The organism is Agrobacterium burrii, from assembly GCF_017313405.1.
Classification (GTDB): Bacteria; Pseudomonadota; Alphaproteobacteria; order Rhizobiales; family Rhizobiaceae; genus Agrobacterium; species Agrobacterium burrii.
Genome location: NZ_JAFLNA010000010.1, coordinates 1 through 20,342, shown reverse-complemented (window position 1 = coordinate 20,342; position 20,342 = coordinate 1). Strand labels below are relative to the sequence as shown.

Annotated in this window: 20 protein-coding genes; 8 read left to right on the top strand and 12 right to left on the bottom strand. The window is 58.6% G+C overall.

What is annotated here, in order from left to right:
* Positions 1 to 42: 42 nt before the first annotated feature.
* Positions 43 to 768, bottom strand: a complete 726-nt coding sequence (chvI, locus tag JZX89_RS18180) for a two-component system response regulator ChvI (protein ID WP_149900603.1) — start codon at positions 766 to 768, stop codon at positions 43 to 45.
* 339 nt (positions 769 to 1,107) lie between these two features.
* Here chvI and JZX89_RS18175 point away from each other — a divergent pair, with 339 nt between their 5' ends.
* The 3 genes from JZX89_RS18175 (at position 1,108) to lysM (ending at position 3,804) form a co-directional block, all read left to right on the top strand.
* Positions 1,108 to 2,718 (top strand): phosphoenolpyruvate carboxykinase, encoded by a 1,611-nt coding sequence (locus JZX89_RS18175; RefSeq protein ID WP_153515389.1) that lies wholly within the window; start codon positions 1,108 to 1,110, stop codon positions 2,716 to 2,718.
* A gap of 112 nt (positions 2,719 to 2,830) precedes the next feature.
* Positions 2,831 to 3,265 carry an alternative ribosome rescue aminoacyl-tRNA hydrolase ArfB gene (arfB, locus tag JZX89_RS18170; protein ID WP_153515388.1) on the top strand — a complete coding sequence of 145 codons (435 nt, stop codon included), beginning with the start codon at positions 2,831 to 2,833 and terminating at the stop codon, positions 3,263 to 3,265.
* Between the two features lie 86 nt (positions 3,266 to 3,351).
* Positions 3,352 to 3,804 (top strand): peptidoglycan-binding protein LysM, encoded by a 453-nt coding sequence (lysM, locus tag JZX89_RS18165; protein ID WP_174374375.1) that lies wholly within the window; start codon positions 3,352 to 3,354, stop codon positions 3,802 to 3,804.
* A 47-nt stretch (positions 3,805 to 3,851) separates the two neighbouring features.
* Here the strand turns inward: lysM and coaA are convergent, their stop codons facing one another.
* From coaA to hisB, 7 genes are read right to left on the bottom strand one after another with little or no spacing between them, the layout of a single operon-like run.
* Positions 3,852 to 4,853, bottom strand: coding sequence for a type I pantothenate kinase (gene coaA / locus JZX89_RS18160; RefSeq protein ID WP_207134944.1), 1,002 nt, complete (start codon positions 4,851 to 4,853; stop codon positions 3,852 to 3,854).
* Positions 4,850 to 5,173 (bottom strand): phosphoribosyl-ATP diphosphatase, encoded by a 324-nt coding sequence (locus tag JZX89_RS18155; RefSeq protein ID WP_149900322.1) that lies wholly within the window; start codon positions 5,171 to 5,173, stop codon positions 4,850 to 4,852. The genes coaA and JZX89_RS18155 overlap by 4 nt, the downstream gene beginning before the upstream one ends.
* A gap of 15 nt (positions 5,174 to 5,188) precedes the next feature.
* Positions 5,189 to 5,965: an imidazole glycerol phosphate synthase subunit HisF gene (gene hisF / locus JZX89_RS18150; RefSeq protein WP_207134943.1), complete on the bottom strand. Its 777-nt coding sequence runs from the start codon at positions 5,963 to 5,965 to the stop codon at positions 5,189 to 5,191.
* On the bottom strand, positions 5,962 to 6,705 hold the full coding sequence (gene hisA / locus JZX89_RS18145; RefSeq protein ID WP_207134942.1) for a 1-(5-phosphoribosyl)-5-[(5-phosphoribosylamino)methylideneamino]imidazole-4-carboxamide isomerase: 744 nt from the start codon (positions 6,703 to 6,705) through the stop codon (positions 5,962 to 5,964). Before hisA ends, hisF begins: the two co-directional genes overlap by 4 nt.
* A 1-nt stretch (position 6,706) precedes the next feature.
* Positions 6,707 to 7,357, bottom strand: coding sequence for an imidazole glycerol phosphate synthase subunit HisH (hisH, locus tag JZX89_RS18140; protein WP_207134941.1), 651 nt, complete (start codon positions 7,355 to 7,357; stop codon positions 6,707 to 6,709).
* Position 7,358: 1 nt separating this feature from the next.
* Positions 7,359 to 7,853: a DUF2628 domain-containing protein gene (locus JZX89_RS18135; RefSeq protein ID WP_207134940.1), complete on the bottom strand. Its 495-nt coding sequence runs from the start codon at positions 7,851 to 7,853 to the stop codon at positions 7,359 to 7,361.
* A 22-nt stretch (positions 7,854 to 7,875) separates the two neighbouring features.
* Positions 7,876 to 8,472: an imidazoleglycerol-phosphate dehydratase HisB gene (hisB, locus tag JZX89_RS18130; RefSeq protein ID WP_046799740.1), complete on the bottom strand. Its 597-nt coding sequence runs from the start codon at positions 8,470 to 8,472 to the stop codon at positions 7,876 to 7,878.
* A 201-nt stretch (positions 8,473 to 8,673) separates the two neighbouring features.
* On the opposite strand from hisB, the gene hslV reads away from it, so the two are divergent.
* From hslV to JZX89_RS18110, 4 genes are all read left to right on the top strand, one after another.
* Complete coding sequence (gene hslV, locus JZX89_RS18125; RefSeq protein WP_003521197.1) at positions 8,674 to 9,198, top strand: ATP-dependent protease subunit HslV; 525 nt, start codon at positions 8,674 to 8,676, stop codon at positions 9,196 to 9,198.
* 87 nt (positions 9,199 to 9,285) lie between these two features.
* Positions 9,286 to 10,593: an ATP-dependent protease ATPase subunit HslU gene (hslU, locus tag JZX89_RS18120; protein WP_149900316.1), complete on the top strand. Its 1,308-nt coding sequence runs from the start codon at positions 9,286 to 9,288 to the stop codon at positions 10,591 to 10,593.
* A 198-nt stretch (positions 10,594 to 10,791) separates the two neighbouring features.
* Positions 10,792 to 11,757, top strand: coding sequence for a DUF1402 family protein (locus tag JZX89_RS18115; protein ID WP_207134939.1), 966 nt, complete (start codon positions 10,792 to 10,794; stop codon positions 11,755 to 11,757).
* A 120-nt stretch (positions 11,758 to 11,877) separates the two neighbouring features.
* Positions 11,878 to 14,046, top strand: a complete 2,169-nt coding sequence (locus JZX89_RS18110) for a malate synthase G (protein WP_207134938.1) — start codon at positions 11,878 to 11,880, stop codon at positions 14,044 to 14,046.
* Positions 14,047 to 14,125: 79 nt separating this feature from the next.
* On the opposite strand, the gene JZX89_RS18105 is transcribed toward JZX89_RS18110, so the two are convergent.
* The gene (locus JZX89_RS18105; RefSeq protein WP_207134937.1) at positions 14,126 to 14,827 is read right to left on the bottom strand and encodes a L,D-transpeptidase; all 702 of its coding nucleotides are present in this window, start codon (positions 14,825 to 14,827) and stop codon (positions 14,126 to 14,128) included.
* Positions 14,828 to 15,010: 183 nt separating this feature from the next.
* Here JZX89_RS18105 and JZX89_RS18100 point away from each other — a divergent pair, with 183 nt between their 5' ends.
* The gene (locus tag JZX89_RS18100) at positions 15,011 to 15,496 is read left to right on the top strand and encodes an MmcB family DNA repair protein (RefSeq protein ID WP_004444350.1); all 486 of its coding nucleotides are present in this window, start codon (positions 15,011 to 15,013) and stop codon (positions 15,494 to 15,496) included.
* A 5-nt stretch (positions 15,497 to 15,501) separates the two neighbouring features.
* On the opposite strand, the gene JZX89_RS18095 is transcribed toward JZX89_RS18100, so the two are convergent.
* The 3 genes from JZX89_RS18095 to hrpB all read right to left on the bottom strand — a co-directional run bounded on the left by JZX89_RS18095 (position 15,502) and on the right by hrpB (position 19,986).
* Entirely contained in the window at positions 15,502 to 16,089 is a 588-nt protein-coding gene (locus tag JZX89_RS18095; RefSeq protein ID WP_207134936.1) for an ActR/PrrA/RegA family redox response regulator transcription factor, read from the bottom strand.
* Between the two features lie 73 nt (positions 16,090 to 16,162).
* Positions 16,163 to 17,470, bottom strand: a complete 1,308-nt coding sequence (actS, locus tag JZX89_RS18090; protein ID WP_207134935.1) for a two-component system sensor histidine kinase ActS — start codon at positions 17,468 to 17,470, stop codon at positions 16,163 to 16,165.
* A 29-nt stretch (positions 17,471 to 17,499) separates the two neighbouring features.
* The gene (hrpB, locus tag JZX89_RS18085) at positions 17,500 to 19,986 is read right to left on the bottom strand and encodes an ATP-dependent helicase HrpB (RefSeq protein ID WP_207134934.1); all 2,487 of its coding nucleotides are present in this window, start codon (positions 19,984 to 19,986) and stop codon (positions 17,500 to 17,502) included.
* Positions 19,987 to 20,342 lie beyond the last annotated feature (356 nt).

Here is a 20,342-nt window from a genome sequence, read left to right as displayed (position 1 = left end):
GCCACCACTCTTCGGGTGGTTTTTTCCGATTTGCGTGCCGATTCAGGCCGCTTCGCGGAAGCGATATCCTACGCCATAAAGCGTTTCAATCATATCGAAGTCGCCATCGACCAGTTTGAACTTCTTGCGAAGGCGCTTGATGTGGCTGTCGATGGTGCGGTCGTCCACATAGACCTGCTCGTCATAGGCGGCATCCATCAGCGCGTCGCGGCTTTTCACCACGCCCGGCCGCTGCGCCAGCGAATGCAGGATGAGGAATTCGGTGACGGTCAATGTCACCGGCTCACCCTTCCAGGTGCAGGTGTGGCGTTCCTGATCCATGGCCAGCTGCCCGCGCTCCAGCGTGCGGGCCTGCTGGTCCGCAGTCGGCTTCAGCGTGCCGCCGGCAGCGGGGGCAGCGTCGCGGCTGCTGGCGCGGCGCAGGATGGCCTTGACGCGTTCCACGAGAAGGCGCTGCGAGAAGGGTTTTGTAATGAAGTCGTCGGCGCCCATTTTGAGGCCGAACAATTCGTCGATCTCTTCATCCTTGGAGGTCAGGAAGATAACGGGAATATCCGATTTCTGGCGAAGACGCCGCAACAGCTCCATGCCGTCCATGCGCGGCATCTTGATGTCGAAAATGGCGAGCTGCGGCGGACGGGCGATCAACCCGTCAAGCGCGGAGGCGCCGTCCGTATACGTTTCGACCCGGTAGCCTTCGGCTTCGAGCGCGATCGATACCGAAGTCAGAATATTCCGGTCATCGTCGACAAGCGCGATCGTCTGCATGTAGTTGGTCTCCATCGACATTTTCTTGTAACTCCCGACATCCACCCAGCCAAGGTTGCGCGCCGTGAGCCACTCTCTTGAGTATAAAGGTGGAACAAATTGTGGCAAAGGAAAACTCGACGGCTTCATGCGGGGCCGGACAAGGGGATTTCAGCGAAAATGCGGCGACCGAATTTAAATGCGCCTTAAACCGATTTAAAAAGAAATAAAATCTTTTAAATCGATTAATATATTGAAATCACTAAGTTTTTTAAGGTTCGGCTCTTGCGTTTCCAAAAGCTGCCACGTATTTTCCGTGAAAATTTCAACAGCCTTATCGTCATTAACAAGGAACGCGTCATGAACGAGCTTGGGGTTCATAATCCTGCCAATGGAGTTGCGGAACTCGGACTGGGCGAGGCTTCCCGCGTCTTTTATAACCTCAACGAGAGCGAATTATACGAAGAGGCGATCCGCAACGGCGAGGCCGAACTGACCATTGATGGCGCGCTGCGCGCCGTCACCGGTCAGCACACGGGCCGTTCGCCGAAGGACAAATTCGTTGTGCGCGACGCTTCCACCGAGAACACCATCTGGTGGGACAACAACAAGCCGCTGTCGCCGGAAAACTTCGAACTGCTGCGCCAGGATATGCTGGCCCATGCCGCCGGCAAGACGCTCTACGTGCAGGACTTGATCGGCGGCGCCGACGAAGAAAATGCGCTGCCGACACGCGTCGTCACCGAGCTTGCCTGGCATTCGCTGTTCATCCGCAATCTACTGATCCGTCCGAAGCGGGAGAAACTGGCGGGCTTCAAACAGAAGCTCACCATCATCAATCTGCCGAGCTTCAAGGCCGATCCGGCGCGTCACGGCGTTCGTACAGAAACCGTCATCGCCTGCGATCTCACCAATGGTCTCGTCCTGATCGGCGGCACCTCCTATGCCGGTGAAAACAAGAAGTCGGTCTTCACGGTGCTGAACTACCTTCTGCCGGCCAAGGGCGTTATGCCGATGCATTGCTCGGCCAATGTTGGTCCTGAGGGTGATTCGGCCGTGTTCTTCGGTCTCTCCGGCACCGGCAAGACCACGCTTTCGGCCGATCCTTCGCGCACGCTGATCGGTGATGACGAACATGGCTGGGGCGAACACGGCATCTTTAATTTCGAAGGTGGCTGCTATGCCAAGGCGATCAAGCTTTCGGCCGAAGCCGAGCCGGAAATCTACGCCGCGACCCGTCGCTTCGGCACGGTCCTCGAAAACGTCGTGCTGGACGAAAACCGCGTTCCGGACTTCAACGACACTTCGCTGACGGAAAACACCCGCAGCGCCTATCCGCTGCACTTCATTCCGAATGCATCGGAAACCGGCATTGCTGGCCATCCGAAGACGATCATCATGCTGACGGCGGACGCCTTCGGTGTACTGCCGCCGATTGCCCGGCTGACGCCGGAGCAGGCCATGTACCACTTCCTGTCCGGTTACACGGCAAAGGTCGCTGGCACGGAAAAAGGCGTGACGGAACCGGAAGCGACCTTCTCCACCTGCTTCGGCGCGCCCTTCATGCCGCGCCACCCGGCGGAATATGGCAACCTGCTGCGTGAGCTGATCGGCAAGCACGGCGTGGACTGCTGGCTGGTCAACACCGGCTGGACCGGCGGTGCTTACGGCATCGGCAAACGTATGCCGATCAAGGCGACGCGCGCGCTTCTGACGGCTGCGCTCACCGGCGAGCTGAAGGATGCACAATTCCGCACCGACGCGAATTTCGGTTTCGCGGTGCCGCTGTCGCTTGATGGCGTTGACGGTGCAATTCTCGATCCGCGTTCAACCTGGGCCGATGGCGCAGCTTACGATGCGCAGGCGACGAAGCTGGTCTCCATGTTCGTCACGAACTTCACCAAGTTCGAAGATCATGTCGACAGCAAGGTTCGCGATGCCGCACCGGGCCTTTTGCTCGCGGCTGAATGAATAAAGCCTCATTCGTGAGGAGGAGGGAACCCGGCTTCACGCCGGGTTCTTTCGTTTTCTCCGCTGTTTTCATTCCGGTCGATCTGTGGCATCACCGGCGCGGAGAAAGATCATGGCCAGCGACCCGCTTTACATCAGCAACCGTATCACTATCGCCGGCTGGGAGCTGACGGAGCAATTCGTGCTGGCCGGCGGGCCGGGCGGCCAGAACGTCAATAAGGTCTCGACGGCGGTTCAGCTGTTTTTCGATATTGCCAATTCCCCATCTCTGACGGATCGGGTGAAAACCAATGCTATCCGCCTTGGCGGCAGGCGTGTTTCGAAAGACGGCGTACTGATGATCGAAGCGAGCCGGTTTCGCAGCCAGGAGCGCAATCGAGAGGATGCGCGCGAGCGGCTGAAGGAGCTGATCCTCGAAGCCGCCGCCCCGCCGCCACCGGTCCGCAAAACCACCAAACCGACCAAGGGTTCAGTCGAACGCCGCCTCAAGGCGAAGTCCGGTCGCTCGGACGTGAAGAAAATGCGCGGTAAGCCCTCGGGGGATTAGGCGGCAATCTGGTGCGAAATCTTTCGCCCTTGTCATAGAGCTTCAAATATCGTCTGGTATGCCTCCTTACAACCAAGGAGGGTGCTATGGGTCTGTTCAGTTTCATCAAGGAAGCGGGAAAGAAGCTCGGTATCGGCGGCGATGATGCCCCGGATGTCGAAGCGGTCAAAAAAGAACTCGCTTCCCACGATCTCGGCACGGACAAGGTTCAGGTCGAGGTGGTGGACGACAAGGTCGTTCTGAAGGGCAACGTGGCCGATCAGTCGGTTTTCGAAAAGGCGGTCATCGCGGTCGGAAATACGCTCGGCATTTCCAAGGTCGAGGCCGGCGAGTTGAAGGTGGCCGAAGCGCCGGCGAAAGAACCCGTCTTCTACACCGTCAAGAAGGGCGACAATCTCTGGAAGATCGCCGAAGCGCAATATGGCAAGGCGAATGGCGCGAAGAACAACATCATCTTCGAAGCCAACAAGCCGATGCTGACCCATCCCGATAAAATCTATCCCGGCCAGGTTCTGCGTATTCCTGAGCTTGCGTCCTGACAGGTTTAATCGCTTGCGATGGAGGTGCCGCCTTGCGCGGCATCTTTTTATAATTTGCGAAGCGCCACCGTATCGATCAGGTGGTTCTTTCCCTTTCGCAGAATAAGGTCCGCACGCGGGCGCGTCGGAACGATGTTCTGGCGCAGGTTTTTCAGGTTGATGTTCTGCCAGAGGCCCTCGGCAATGCTGAGCGCCGCTTCTTCGCTGATCGACGCATAGCGATTGAAGAATGAATTCGGGTCGCGGAACGCTGTTTGACGCAAATTCATGAACCGGTTCACATACCAGTTGTGAATGAAATCCTCGTCGGCATCGATATAGATCGAAAAATCGAAGAAGTCGGAAACGATCGGCACGATCCTCCCGCCCGCCGGCAGGTCACGCGATTGCAGCACGTTGATGCCTTCGAAAATCAGGATATCCGGCTGATCGATGACAGTGAATTCGTTCGGCAGCACGTCATAGGTCAGGTGCGAATAACGCGGCGCTTTCACATTCGGCTGGCCCGCCTTGATGGCCGAGAGGAAACGTAAGAGCGCGCCGATATCGTAGCTTTCCGGAAAGCCCTTGCGCTCCATCAGGTTTTCACGCCGCAGCACCTCGTTCGGATAGAGAAATCCGTCAGTGGTGATGAGATCGACCTTTGGGCTGGAAGGCCAGCGCGCCAGAAGCTCTTTCAGGATACGCGCCGTCGTTGATTTTCCAACCGCCACCGAACCGGCGATGCCGATGACGAAAGGCGTCTTGTTCACATCCCCCATATTGAGGAAGCGGTTGCGCTGCTCGAACAAAAGCTGTGACGCCTCCACATGCGAAGACAGCAGGCGAGACAGCGACAGGTAGATGCGCCGCACCTCGTCCAGATCGATCGGGTCGTCCAGCGAGCGCAGCCGTTTTACCTCATCGGCCGACAAGGTAAGTGGCGTATCGGCACGGAATTTCGCCCATTCTTCGGAGCTGTAGAAGTGATAGGGCGAATATTCGTCCGGCCGGAAATGATCGAGTGTACCCGGCATACCTCTCTCCCCGCTGCCTGCCTCGACATTCATGATGTTGGCCTCGCCGCCTTTTCCGCAAGGCCGGTTTGTCCGGTCCGGCGCTGCAACTCGGTAAAAACGTCGTCCAGGGGTATGTCGGCAATCTTCAGCACGACCAGCAGATGATAGAGCAGATCGGCGGCTTCATTTTTCAGCCCGTCGCGGTCTTTCGCGATGGCGGCGATGACGGCTTCCACCGCTTCTTCGCCGAGTTTTTTCGCCGCACGCTCCTGGCCCGCCGCAACCAGTTTGGCAGTCCAGGATTCTTCAGGAGATGCGGCGGCGCGGGTCGCGACGATACGTTCCAGATCGGAAAGGGAAAATGCGCTCATGAGATGTTCCTGCAATCAGTCGAGGCGCATGGCGATGCCATGCTCGGCCATATAGCTTTTGGCTTGCCCGATCGAATAGGTGCCGAAGTGGAAGATGGAAGCGGCAAGCACGGCGGTCGCATGACCGTCCTGCACACCTGCCACCAGATCATCCAATGTGCCTACGCCGCCAGAAGCGATGACGGGTACACGAACCTGATCGGCAATGCTGCGCGTCAGGCCGATATCATAGCCGCTCTTGGTGCCGTCGCGATCCATCGAGGTAACAAGCAATTCACCTGCCCCACGCTCCACCATCTTGATGCCGAACTCCACGGCGTCAATCCCGGTTGGCTGGCGTCCGCCGTGGGTGAAGATTTCCCAACGCTCGGCTTCCCCGTCCTTGGAAACCCGCTTGGCGTCGATGGAAACGACGATGCACTGGTTGCCAAACTTATCGGCCGCCTGCGCCACGAAATCCGGATCCTTGACGGCTGCGGAATTGATCGAGACCTTGTCGGCGCCGCACAGAAGCAGCTTGCGAATATCGGCGACGCTGCGAACCCCACCGCCAACCGTTACCGGCATGAAACAATGATCTGCGGTGCGCGAGACGACATCGAAGATCGTGTCGCGGTTATCCGAGGAGGCGGTGATGTCGAGAAAGCAGAGTTCGTCGGCTCCCGCTGCATCATAGGCTTTCGCCGCCTCGACGGGATCGCCAGCATCGATCAGGTCAACGAAGTTCACGCCCTTGACGACACGACCATCTTTCACATCGAGGCAGGGAATAATACGGGCTTTGAGGGTCATGCGCGTACCTCCTTGGCGGCCTTGATGAGGGCAAGCGCCTCGGCGGGGTCGATACGCCCATCATAAAGCGCGCGACCAGAAATCGCACCCTCGAGCTTTGCAGCATCCGGCTGCAACATGCGCTTGATGTCATCGATGGAGGCAAGGCCGCCGGAGGCGATGACCGGTATGGAGACGGCGTCGGCCAGTTCCAGTGTCGAAGCCCAGTTGATGCCGGCGAGAATGCCGTCGCGATCGATATCGGTATAGATGATGGCGGCGACACCGGCACCCTCGAAGCGCTTGGCAAGTTCGATGACGCCGAGTTCGGAGGCTTCGGCCCAGCCTTCAACGGCAACCTTGCCGCCCTTGGCATCGATGCCGACGGCGACCTGGCCGGGGAAACGCTTGCAGGCTTCAATAACCAGAACCGGATCGCGCACCGCCACGGTGCCGAGAATGACGCGGGCAAGCCCACGGCTCAGCCACGCCTCAATGTGGTCAAGGGTACGGATACCGCCACCAAGCTGCACCGGGTTTTTCGTGGCTTTGAGAATGGCATCGACCGCCTCGCCATTGACTGTTTCACCAGCGAAAGCACCGTTGAGATCAACGACATGCAGCCACTCGAAACCCTGATCCTCAAAGGCTTTCGCCTGCGCGCCGGGGTCGGTGTTGTAAACGGTGGCCTGGTCCATATCGCCGAGTTTCAGGCGAACGCACTCACCGTCTTTGAGATCGATTGCGGGAAAAAGAATCATGTCAGGGCTTCCAGCGCAGAAAATTAGAAATCAGGGCAAGGCCGAGCGTCTGGCTTTTTTCCGGGTGGAACTGCGCGCCCGCCATATTGTCGCGGCCAACGAAAGCCGTCATCGCACCACCATAATTGGTGGTGGCGATAACATCCGTCGAATGCTTGGCCGCCAGATGATAGGAATGCACGAAATAGGCGTGCAAGCCGTCTGCGCCGGTCTTGATGCCGTCAAACAGGGGGTGAGGGTGGCGGATTTCCAGCGTGTTCCAGCCGATCTGCGGAATTTTGAGGCTGGGATCGGACGGCGTCATTTCCACGACGTCACCCTCGATCCAGCCAAGGCCCGAGCTGACAGTCTTTTCCAGCCCGCGCGAGGACATCAGCTGCATGCCGACGCAGATACCGAGGAAGGGATGGGCTTTCTTCTCGACGGCTTCGACAAGCGCCTCATGCATGCCGGGAACGGCATCAAGACCGGCGCGGCAATCCGCATAGGCGCCGACACCCGGCAGGACGATGCGGTCCGCTGTAGCGACGTGATCCGGCCTGTCAGTCAGATCGATGGTTGCGTCGATGCCGGCCTCGCGGGCGGCACGCTCAAAAGCTTTGGTGGCCGAACGCAAATTGCCCGAACCGTAGTCGATGATCGCGACGCGCATGTCAGCGCCTTCCATTCAAGTCGAAAAGAAACGATCCGGCGGGATCGTTGATGAAGTTTTTGTCACCGCTCCTTTGCGGCGAAGGGGTCCAGACCGGCTGCGAAAGCTGTTCCGTCGTTTCGGTGTTTTCTGAGAGTTTCGAGAAATATATGTCTTCCGCGCTCGAAAGATCAGGGGCGGAGATGATCGATGCCATCTTCCAGCCTTTTCGGATCAAGTGCCGGACGAGAAAATCGCGTCCTTCCAGTGCGGTGATGAGGGAAATGGCAAAGCCGCACAGAATGCCGACCGGTTCGAATCCGGGTAACATTGATGCCTGACCGGCCAGAACGAGGGCGATAAAAACGACCACCGCCGCCAGCCACGCGCGGTTGATCGCGAGCCACAACCACGGCGCAATCAGAGCCAGCCAGACGAAACGGTCGGCGATGAAACGGGTCGTCTTGTGGTCCCTGTCCGGCCCGTTGGGGGCTTCCAGAACGAGATAGCTTGTCATGGGCTTCCTGACAGCTTTGGCGTCAGGCCAGCATACCCTTGGTCGAGGGAACGCGGCCTGCCTGCCGGGGGTCGATCTCGGTTGCCGTGCGAAGAACGCGGGCAACGGCCTTGAAGCATGTTTCGGCGATATGATGGTTGTTGGCGCCGTAATGGTTCAGGATATGCAGCGTGATACCGGCATTCTGGGCCAGCGCCTGAAAGAACTCGCGCACCAGCTCCGTGTCGAAAGTGCCGATCTTCGGCGCGGAAAAATTGACGTTCCACACAAGGAAGGGGCGGCCGGAAATATCGACGGCGGCCTTGGTCATCGTCTCATCCATGGCAAGATCAAGCGAGGCGTAACGGGTAATGCCGCGACGGTCACCCAGCGCCTTGGCAATGGCCTGGCCGATGGCGATACCGGTATCTTCCACAGTGTGATGGTCATCGATATGCAGGTCGCCCTTGACCTCGATATCCATGTCGATCAGCGAATGGCGGCTCAGCTGGTCCAGCATATGGTCGAAAAATCCCACGCCGGTGGAAATTGTCGACTTGCCGGTGCCGTCGATATCCACACGCACCGAAACCGAAGTTTCGTTGGTGGTGCGGATAATCTCGCCTTTACGTTCTGCCATTTTGGCCGCTCCGTGAAAATGTTGCCGTTCCTTATCAGCACGGGACACAAATATCCAGTTGTTCCATCGTCTTGGCTGGCTTGCGCAAAACGGTGCACGGCGGGGATGATTGCAATCGTGAAAAGCAAACTTACATAGAACTCCACAAGGGCCGCATACCGGCCCGTTAACCCCAGGCCCGACAGGGTAGACAGGTGTTTGATGACAACGATTATTACAGTCAGAAAAGGCGGCAAGGTCGTCATGGCTGGCGATGGTCAGGTAAGCCTTGGCCAGACCGTCATGAAGGGCAATGCCCGCAAGGTTCGCCGCATCGGCAAGGGTGAAGTGATTGCCGGTTTTGCCGGCGCGACCGCAGATGCCTTCACGCTGCTCGACCGTCTGGAAAAGAAACTCGAGCAATATCCCGGCCAACTCATGCGCGCCGCCGTGGAGCTTGCGAAGGACTGGCGCACCGACAAATATCTGCGCAATCTCGAAGCCATGATGCTGGTGGCCGATAAATCCACCACGCTTGCCATTACCGGCAATGGCGATGTGCTGGAGCCAGAACATGGCGCCATCGCCATCGGTTCCGGCGGCAATTATGCCTTTGCTGCCGCTCGCGCCATGATGGACACGGACAAGTCGGCCGAAGAGGTCGCGCGCCAGTCGCTCGATATTGCCGCCGATATCTGCGTTTATACCAACCATAATCTCGTCGTCGAAACGCTCGACGCCGAATAAGCGAATTTTTCACCCCCATTTCTCACCCAAGGGTCCTGTGGGCCGGGCCGGAATGGCCGGCCGGAACAGGAAAGCCGAGAGGATAGAATGACCACTTTTTCTCCCCGGGAAATTGTCTCGGAATTAGACCGCCACATCATCGGCCAGCATGATGCGAAACGTGCGGTCGCGATCGCACTGCGCAACCGCTGGCGTCGCCAGCAGCTCGATGAGAGCCTGCGCGACGAGGTCATGCCCAAAAACATTCTGATGATCGGGCCGACCGGTGTCGGCAAGACGGAGATTTCTCGTCGTCTGGCAAAGTTGGCCGGCGCCCCCTTCATCAAGGTCGAGGCGACCAAGTTTACCGAAGTCGGTTATGTCGGCCGCGATGTCGAGCAGATCATCCGCGATCTCGTGGAAATCGGCATCGGGCTCGTGCGTGAAAAGAAACGTGCCGAGGTGCAGGCCAAGGCCCATGCCAGCGCTGAAGAACGGGTGCTCGATGCGCTCGTCGGCACGACGGCGTCGCCCGGCACCCGCGAAAGCTTCCGCAAGAAGCTCCGTGATGGCGAGTTGGACGACAAGGAAATCGATATCGAGGTGGCCGATAGCGGCTCGGGCATGCCCGGTTTCGAAATTCCCGGCATGCCGGGCGCCAATATCGGCGTCCTCAACCTGTCGGAAATGTTCGGCAAGGCCATGGGCGGACGCACCAAGAAAGTGCGCACCACGGTCTCGAAATCCTATGCCGATCTCGTCCGCGATGAATCCGACAAGCTGCTCGACAACGAAATGATCCAGCGCGAAGCGGTAAAGTCGGTGGAAAATGACGGCATCGTCTTCCTCGATGAGATCGACAAGATCGCCGCTCGCGACGGCGGCATGGGCGCCGGCGTCTCGCGTGAAGGCGTGCAGCGCGATCTGCTACCGCTTGTCGAAGGCACGACGGTTTCGACGAAATACGGCCCGGTCAAAACCGACCATGTGCTGTTCATCGCGTCAGGCGCGTTCCATGTGGCAAAGCCATCGGATCTTCTTCCGGAGCTTCAGGGCCGCCTGCCCATCCGCGTCGAGCTGAAGCCGCTGACCAAAGAGGATTTCCGCCGTATCCTGACCGAAACGGAAGCAAGCCTCATCCGCCAGTACAAGGCGCTGATGGCGACGGAAGAACTCGATCTCGACTTCACTGATGATGCGATTGACGCTCTGGCCGATGTGGCCGTTCATCTCAACTCGTCGGTTGAGAATATTGGTGCGCGCCGTCTGCAGACGGTGATGGAGCGGGTTCTGGACGAGATTTCCTATAACGCGCCGGATCGCGGCGGCTCTGCCGTCAAGATCGATCAGGAATACGTCAAAAAACATGTCGGCGATCTTGCCGCCGATACGGATCTGTCACGCTATATTCTCTGAAGACTTCAGGGACAAACGAAAGAAGAGTGCGGCCATATTTGCCGCACTCTTTTATTTTATCTGCCTCATCTCGCATTCAGCCCGCATTTTGTTTATGGGAAGGGCTGCATTCCGGTTGGAACCGCTTTCGTGGAATGGTCCGGTTTTCCCTCGTCTATTTCGCCGGGAAGCCGCAGACTTGAGAAAAGGCATTTGCTCGTGCGCAAAACTCTTGTGGCATTTGCCGCTGCTCTGGCGTTCACCGTCGTCTCGTCTTCTTATGCCGAGGCGGCAACGGTCGTTCCACCGGGCAATCGCAATGCCGAACAGCCGGGTGTTCCCGGCGCTTCCACCCGCAGAACCAAGGCGTCCAACAGCTCTTTCGAACGCAAGTACCAGAAGGTGATCGACCTCTTGTCCTCCGACAAGGCGCTGATCGCCAAGATCAAGTCGACGGCCGGGCGTTACGGCATCGACCCAATCCATATGATCGGTGCGATTGTCGGCGAGCATACTTATAATGTCGATGCCTATGACCGGCTGCAATCCTACTATGTCAAGGCCGCCTCTTATGCCGGTAGCAGCTTCCGTTTCGGCTACAAGGACGAAACCATCGCGCAGTTTCTGACGCGTTCGCAATTTGCCAAATGTCAGTCGAAAAAGGATTCCTACGGTCTTTGGAACTGTCGGGAAGATGTCTGGGACGACAGCTTCCGCGGCAAGACGGTGGATGGCGTCGCCTATCCGAACAACCGTTTCAGTGCCGTGTTTTTCCAGCCCTTCTACGCCGGGCAGACCTTCGGCCTCGGCCAGATCAACCCGCTGACGGCGCTGATGTTGTCCGACATGGTTTCGAAAACCTCTGGCTACGATAAGCTGGATGAGAACGACGCTACCGCCGTCTATACGGCCATCATGGACCCGGACCGCTCGCTGGCCTTCATGGCCGCCTCCATTCGCAAATCGATCGATGACTACAGATCGATTGCCGACATGGATATTTCGAAAAATCCAGGCGTGACCTCCACGCTTTATAATGTCGGCGGCTCGCAGCAACGGGCGGCCGCTCTCGCCCAGAAAAACCGCCAGCGCGCCGCAGGTGGGGAACAGCCCCTTTTGCCGGAAGAAAACTATTACGGTTGGCTCGTGAATGACCGTATCAAGGACTTGCAGGCGCTTCTGTAGAAAAAGACGACTATCGGCCGCATTGTTTCCAAAATGGAAATAATATTTGGCTGCCTGCCGCAATTGACGAGCGCCCTCTTCAACGTCCAATCTGGACGTCTAGAATAAGAGGAGGCGCATGTGAGCCGCACGAATAAATTCGGTCTTTCCATCGATGACAAGCTTTATGCTTTTTTGACGGATGAGGTGCTGCCGGGCACGGGTCTGGACAGCGAGGCTTTCTTCGAAGGCTTCTCGGCCATCGTCCACGAGCTTTCTCCGAAGAACCGTGAACTGCTGGCAAAGCGCGATGCGCTGCAGGAAAAACTGGATGGCTGGTACCGGCAGAACGGCGCTCCGGTTGATTTTGCGGTCTATGAGGGCTTTCTGAAGGATATCGGTTACCTGCTGCCGGAAGGCCCCGGCTTCAAAGTGGAAACCGGCAATGTAGATCCGGAAATTGCTGCCGTCGCCGGCCCGCAACTCGTTGTTCCGGTCATGAATGCGCGTTATGCGCTGAATGCCGCCAATGCCCGCTGGGGTTCGCTTTACGACGCGCTTTACGGCACCGATGCCATCTCCGATGCCGATGGTGCGGAAAAGGGCAAGGGTTACAATCCGAAGCGCGGCGAAAAGGTCATCACCTGGGCGCGCAACTTCCTTGATGAATCGGCGCCGCTCGAAACGGCAAGCTGGTCGGATGTGTCAGGTTTCAAGATCGTTGACGGCCTGTTGCAGCTTGCAATCGGCGACGCCACAACGGGGCTCAAGGACGCCGCACAATTCAAGGGCTTTACCGGTGAGGCGGAGAAACCGGCAACGATCCTGCTCGGCAGGAACGGTTTGCACACCGAGATCGTCATCGATCCGTCGACGGAAATCGGCAAGGGCGACAAGGCGGGCATCTCCGATGTCATTCTCGAATCCGCGCTGACGACCATCATGGATTGCGAGGATTCGGTCGCTGCCGTCGATGCCGAAGACAAGGTTCTGGTTTACGGCAACTGGCTTGGCCTGATGCGCGGCGATCTGACGGAGGAGGTTGCCAAGGGTGGCACGACCTTCATTCGCCGCCTCAACCCGGATCGTTATTATACCGCACCCAATGGTTCGGCGCTCACTTTGCCGGGGCGCTCGCTGATGCTGGTGCGCAATGTCGGCCATCTCATGACCAATCCGGCAATCCTCGACAGAGATGGCCGCGAGGTTCCCGAAGGCATCATGGATGCCGTCGTCACCGCACTGATCGCGCTTTACGACGTTGGCCCGTCCGGGCGGCGGCAGAATTCCCGCGCCGGCTCCATGTATGTCGTCAAGCCGAAGATGCACGGGCCGGAAGAGGTCGCTTTCGCCAACGAGATATTCTCTCGCGTCGAAAACCTCATTGGTATGGCGCCGAATACCATGAAAATGGGCATCATGGATGAGGAGCGTCGCACCACGGTCAACCTCAAGGAGAGCATCCGTGCTGCGAAGGATCGCGTTGTCTTCATCAACACTGGCTTCCTCGACCGCACGGGCGACGAAATCCATACCTCGATGGAAGCAGGCCCGATGATCCGCAAGGGCGATATGAAGCAGGCCGCCTGGATTACCGCTTACGAGAACTGGAACGTCGATATCGGACTGGAGTGCGGCCTTTCCGGCCACGCGCAGATCGGCAAGGGCATGTGGGCCATGCCGGACCTGATGGCGGCGATGCTGGAGCAGAAGATTGCGCATCCGAAGGCCGGCGCCAACACCGCCTGGGTGCCGTCGCCGACGGCGGCGACGCTGCATGCCACGCATTATCACAAGGTCGATGTAGCGGCCGTTCAGGAAGGCTTGAAAAGCCGAGGCCGCGCGAAGCTTTCCGATATTCTGTCGGTGCCGGTCGCGCCGCGTCCCAATTGGACGCCGGAGGAAATCCAGCGCGAACTCGACAATAATGCGCAAGGCATTCTGGGATATGTCGTGCGCTGGGTCGATCAGGGTGTCGGTTGCTCCAAGGTGCCTGACATCAACAATGTCGGGCTGATGGAAGATCGCGCGACGCTGCGTATTTCCGCACAGCACATGGCGAACTGGCTGCGCCATGGCGTGGTGACAGAAGGGCAGATCGTTGAGACCATGAAGCGCATGGCTGCCGTGGTCGACGGGCAGAATGCCGGCGATGCGGCCTATCTGCCGATGGCCTCCGACTTTGAAGGGTCGATCGCGTTTCAGGCAGCCGTTGAGCTGGTGCTGAAGGGCCGTGAACAGCCGAACGGCTATACCGAACCGGTTCTGCACCGCCGCCGTCTGGAACTGAAGGCGAAGCAGTCAGCCTGAAGCTGCGCCTAGAGGTTTAGACAAATAAAAAAGCCGCCGGGAATTCCACGGCGGCTTTTTCTTTGTCTTGTATCTGATCTTACTGGATCACGACGACCTTGGAGCTGCGGCCCGGACGGACGCGGCTGTAAAGATCCATGACATCCTGGTTGATCATGCGGATGCAGCCGGAAGAGGCAGCGGTGCCGATCGAAGCCCATTCGGGCGAACCATGGATACGGAACAGCGTATCCTGTCCCTTTTCGTTGAAGAGATACATGGCGCGTGCGCCGAGCGGGTTGGAAAGGCCCGGACCCATGCCGGCTTCAACATACTTGGCGACTTCCGGCTTGCGGTCCGCCATTTCCTTCGGCGGATGCCACATCGGCCATTCCTGCTTCCAGGCAACATAGGCTTCACCGGCCCAGGCGAAACCCGCCTTGCCGACGCCAATGCCGTAACGAACCGCGCGGTTGCCGGACATGATATAATAAAGGTAACGCTCGCGCGTATTGACGATGATCGTGCCCGGACGCTCGTTTGTCTGGAACTCGACGATCTGGCGACGGAACTTCTCGTTCACGCGATTGATCGGAATAGCCGGCAGCGCATAACCTGCGTCGGTCACCGGACCATAGACGTCATTGAAGATCTGGACGGTTTCGACTTTTGCCGGAACGGGGTCGGCAACCGGCACCGATGCCGCTATTTTACCGGAAGATTGGGAGGTGGTTTCGGCGCAGCTGGCCAGAGCCAGTGCTGCCGTCAGACCGATTACGGCCAATGGGGTGCGGATGCGCATATCGTTCTCGCGGAAAATTCGCCAAATTGTGCGAAGGAGTAGGCTTAATTGGATAAATCGGTTATTTTCCATTAAACCGCTCTTGGCAAGCCGTTGTGCACTCACAAGTCGGTTGTGCATTTAAAATTGCCGGTTGATTGCCTTTTTGCAACAATAGGCCAAACGCTTCAGTAGCCTTTATCCATGACTATTCTTTCCGTTACCAACAATAATCCGTTAATAGATGGCCGCCAGTCGGACAAGGCGATGCTGGTGCGTCGCGGCGTTCAGGTGCTTCTGCACGAGATGCGCCATTCGGTACTGCCGGAGCTGCCGCTTGCAAGCGGACGAAGGGCGGATCTCATCAGCCTGTCGGTTAAGGGTGAAATCTGGATCATCGAAATCAAATCTTCGATCGAGGATTTCCGCGTCGATCGCAAATGGCCAGAATATCGCCTGCATTGCGACCGGCTGTTTTTCGCCACCCATCCGGAAGTCCCGACTGATATCTTCCCGGAAGAATGCGGATTGATCCTGTCGGACGGATATGGCGCCCATATGCTGCGCGATGCGCCGGAGCATAAATTGCCGCCGGCGACCCGCAAATCTGTGATGCTGGATTTCTCGAGAACCGCTGCAACCCGGTTGATGCTGGCGGAGTGGACGACCGGGCGCAGCTTCGGAGAGTGACGCCGTTACTTTGGTGCGCGCTTTGCCAGAATGCGCTGCAAGGTGCGCCGGTGCATGTTGAGACGGCGGGCAGTCTCTGAAACATTGCGTTCGCACATTTCATAAACGCGCTGAATATGCTCCCACCGCACCCGGTCGGCAGACATGGGGTTTTCCGGAACCTCGGTCTTTTCACCCTTGCGCTGCGTCAGCGCATTAAAGACATCGTCCGCATCGGCAGGTTTGGCCAGATAATCAAGCGCCCCAAGCTTCACGGCGGTAACGGCGGTTGCGATATTGCCATAACCGGTCAGCACGACGATCTGCGTGTCGTCCCGGTACTGCCGGATGGCTTCGATCACCTCCAGCCCGTTGCCATCGGCAAGCCTCAAATCGACCACCGCATATTTGGGCGGCGCAGCTTTGGAGCGCGTAATGCCCTCGCTCACCGTCTCGGCGGTATCGACGGTAAAGCCACGTGTTTCCATCGCCCGGGCCAGCCGGCGCAGAAACGGGCCGTCATCATCGACGATCAGCAGAGACTTGTCGGGGCCGATCGGATCAATGTCATCCGTCGGCGCACTGGTAGTTGGGGTCTGGTCGTCTGTCTTCATGTTTCCGGCCTTCCGGCAACTTCGTCGGCTTTGTTTTCTTGTTCTTATCGCCGCTTCAACGTGGATGGTAAAGTCAATGGCTTCTTTTATCGTCCATAAGCGCCCGAGGCCAGATTATTGTGACCCGCGCGCCGGTTTTGCTTGAACCGCGATTTTCGAAGATGACGCTGGCGCCGGATCGTTCCAGCAGCGTTTTGGCAATGAAAAGGCCAAGCCCCAGCCCGCCCGCCCGCGTGTCGTTGTGACGTTCGGTCACATAGGGCTCGCCGATGCGGGCAAGCACGTCATGGGCATAACCTGGCCCATCATCCTCGATGAGGACTGCGACGTTCTGCGAATCATGCTCCACCGTCACCGTCACCTTCTCCCGCGCATAGTCCACGCCGTTTTCGATGAGGTTACCCAGTCCATAGATGATGCCGGCATTGCGAATGCCGACCGGTTCGTCGGCCCGGTTGCTCTTTTCCACGAGTTCGAGGCGGATGCCGAATTCCCGATGCGGCGCCATCACCTCCTCGATCAGCGAAGAGAGCGGCAGGCGACGCATATGTTCCTCATTATCGGCTGAAAGCGATGTGAGGCGGCGCAGAATATCGCGGCACCTTTCACTCTGGCTGCGCAGCAGCGCTATGTCTTCGCCATATTTTTCATCATTTCCGAGCTCGCGCTCCATCTCCTTGGCGACAACGCTGATGGTTGCAAGCGGCGTGCCGAGCTCATGGGCCGCCGCAGCGGCCAGTCCGTCCAGTTGCGAGAGGTGTTTTTCCCGCTCCAGCACCAGTTCGGTTGCGGCCAGCGCGTCGGCCAGCTGATTGGCCTCATGCGAAACGCGATAGGCATAAAAGGCCGCAAAGGATGTGGTAGCGATGATCGCGACCCAGGTACCGACATGCAGCAGAAGCTGGATCGGCAAAACCTCGCCGGGATACCACGGAACCGGAAACGGCGAAAAGGCGATCGCGGTCGAGCAGATGACGGCAAAGCTGAGAAGAATGAGCGAATGCCGCAGCGGCTGCGAGGCAAACGCGATAATGACCTGCACGCAGATCAGCGGCGCGAAAGGATTGGAAAGGCCGCCGGTGATATAGATCAGCGCCGTCAACTGCAGCAGGTCGAAAGCCAGCAGCAATGTCGCTTCCCACGGTTCCAGACGATAAGTGGAGGGAAAGCGGGCGGTGAGAAACAGATTGGCAAGCGCCAGCGCCGCAATCAAAAGGCCGCAGGCCAGAAGCGGCAAGGGGAAGTTAAGCCCGAAAGCAACGAAAAGGATCGTCGCCGTCTGTCCCGCAACGGCGAGCCATCGCAGCCAGACAATGGTCTGCAGTCTTATCCTGCGGCTTGCACGGCCAAGCCTTGTGGTTTCGATAGGATGGCCAGCCACCTTCGTCTCCTTTACCCTATTCATCGTCGTCACGTTCCGCGCGGTTTCGCACGGCTGGTCGGCAGAGCCGCTGCCGGGTCCTCCGGCCATGGATGGCGCGGATAACGCCCGCGCATATCCGCCCGCACATCCTTCCAGGATCCAGCCCAGAAACCGGGAAGATCGCGTGTCGTCTGTATCGGCCTGTGCGCCGGCGAGGTCAATTCCAGCAGCAGCGGCAAGCGCCCCTGCGCGATGGCGGGATGGGCCTTAAGTCCGAAAAGTTCCTGCACACGAATGGAAAGGGTCGGTTCGCTGGCATCGTAGCGGATGGGGTGCCGCTGGCCCGTCGGTGCCTCGAAATGCGTGGGCGCTAGTCTCCCGAGGTCACGCGCCACCTCATGCGGCACCAGAGATATAATCCCCTCAGAAAGGCTACCCGGCCGGATATCCTGCAAGCTACGCGCGCCGTGCTGGAAAGGGACGAACCAATCATCAAGTCGCGATAGCAATGCTGCATCGCTGACATTCGGCCAGGGCTCACCGATGCTGGCGTTCAGAAAACCGATCCTGTCGCGCAGCTGCAAAGTTTCTTTCGAGAAGGGCAGGATGGCGATGCCGAATTCCCGAATGCCATTCGCAAGCGCCTGTGCCGCCTGTTCGCCTTCCGGGCGGGGCAGGGGCGTTTCGTCAAGAATGATGGCGCCCAGCCGCGTCACCCGACGTGCGCGCGCCTGGCCGCTTGCCTTGTCAAAGAGCAACTGGTCCTGCTGAACGATAAGGTGCGGCATCCGCTCTTCTATATCGGCCCTGTTGATGCTTGCCGCTGCAAGGATGCGCGGCTGCGCCGCCCGTCCGGTAATATCGGCCACGACAAGCATTCTGCTCGCCGCCAGTCGCTCAGTCTCAGCAAGTTCAGCACCCCGGCCATTCGCCATCACATAACGGCCGCGCGCGCCGCGCTGAAGCGCGATCCTGTCCGGATAGGCGTGCAGCAGCAAGGGGCCGGCCTCACTCGGTAATTCGGCTGTCGTTTTTGTATCGCCAACCGCATCGAACAGTCTCGACGCCAGCTTGCGCGCCGCTTGCGCTCTCTCGCCCTTCTCGGAAACAAAGCGCCGTAATCGTTCATCGAGATCGATGTCGTTTCCGCCCAGCCCCTGTTCCGTCAACATGACGGCGAGCATCGCCGCCTTTTTCCCTGCACCCTTACTTGCTGCTGCAATCACCATCGCCGCCAGCCGCGGTGGCAGTGAAAGGCCGCGCATCAGGCGGCCACGTGGCGTGAGCGCGCCGCTTTCATCGAGCGCGCCGAGATTTTTGAGAAGCGCCACCGATTCCTTAAGCGCGGCTTCAGGCGGTGTGTCCAGAAAGGCGAGCATGGAAGGATCGTGAACACCCCAATGAGCGAGATCCAGCGCAAGGCCGGAAAGATCACTCGCCAGAATTTGCGGTGGCGTAAAGGCATTAAGCGCCGCCGTCTGTCCCGAATGCCACAGACGGATCGCAACGCCGGGTTCCGTTCGTCCCGCGCGGCCCGCCCGCTGATCGGCGGACGCCCGCGACACCCGCACGGTCTCCAGCCTCGTTATTCCCGTTGCCGGTTCGAACACCGGTAGTCGCTGCAACCCGCTGTCAATCACCACGCGCACACCGTCGATGGTGATCGAGGTTTCTGCGATGGAGGTGGCAAGCACGATCTTGCGTCGCCCGGCCGCCGCCGGCTTGATCGCTGCATCCTGCTCCTTTTGCGACAGGTTACCGTAAAGCGGGATGATGTCCGTATCATCGGAAAAGCGTCCTTCCAACCGTGCGGCCGTGCGCGTGATTTCCGACTGGCCTGGCAGGAACGCAAGGATGGAACCTGTTTCCGCCGCATGGGCTTCGATAATCGCCTTGGCGACTTTCTCTTCAACCGGCGCGCCCTGCCAGCGATCCTCGTAGCGAACATCGATTGCAAATGTCCGGCCAAGGCTCTGAACGACCGGCGCATCGCCCATTAGCGCGCTGATGCGTTCCACATCAAGAGTGGCGGACATAACGAGGATGCGAAGATCGTCTCGCAATCCAGCCTGCACGTCGAGCGCCAGCGCCAGTCCGAAATCGCCGTCGAGCGAGCGTTCATGAAACTCGTCGAAAATAACTGTCGAAACGCCGGTAAGCTCCGGATCATCAAGCACCATCCGGGCGAATACCCCCTCGGTCACCACTTCTATCCGGGTTCTGGAGGAAATGCGGTTGTCGAGCCGCATGCGGTAGCCGACGGTTTCGCCCACACTCTCGTGCGCCAGTTCAGCCATGCGCCCGGCCGCGGCCCGAGCGGCAAGCCGGCGTGGTTCAAGAAGAATGATCTTGCCGTTGCCGCGCCATTCCTGCTGCAAGAGGTGAAGCGGGACCAGTGTCGTTTTGCCCGCGCCGGGAGGAGCCGAAAGAACCGCACGCTTCGCGCCGGCCAGCGCATCGGCAATATCGCCCAGAACAGCGCTAACGGGAAGTTCGGGCAAATAGGTCTTTATAGGAGCTGCTGTTCTGGTCATGCAAAGAGGCCTGCGGCATTGGGGTGGTATATGAGCGTCTCTCTACCGTTCTAAAGCACGATCAGGCGGTTTGACAGCGGCTGGTGAGGGGTTCGCAGATGCTCCTCCGGCAATATCGCTGCTGCTTGCGAGCTATTAGCAATGATGCGTGCAAAGGAGACTTCGCGTGCGTGGTGAAAACGCCCGAAGATTCAGCCCATTACGGCTCCCTGTTTCCATTCTTCGGAAACTTTCGTGTAAAATCAGCCACTTACCAAAAATGTCAGTTTTTTGACGGCGGGTGTGTTGACTTGTTTGCGGGTGATCTCTTATAAGTCCGCTCACTGAACGAGGGCGGCGGCGCTGCTGGCGACGAA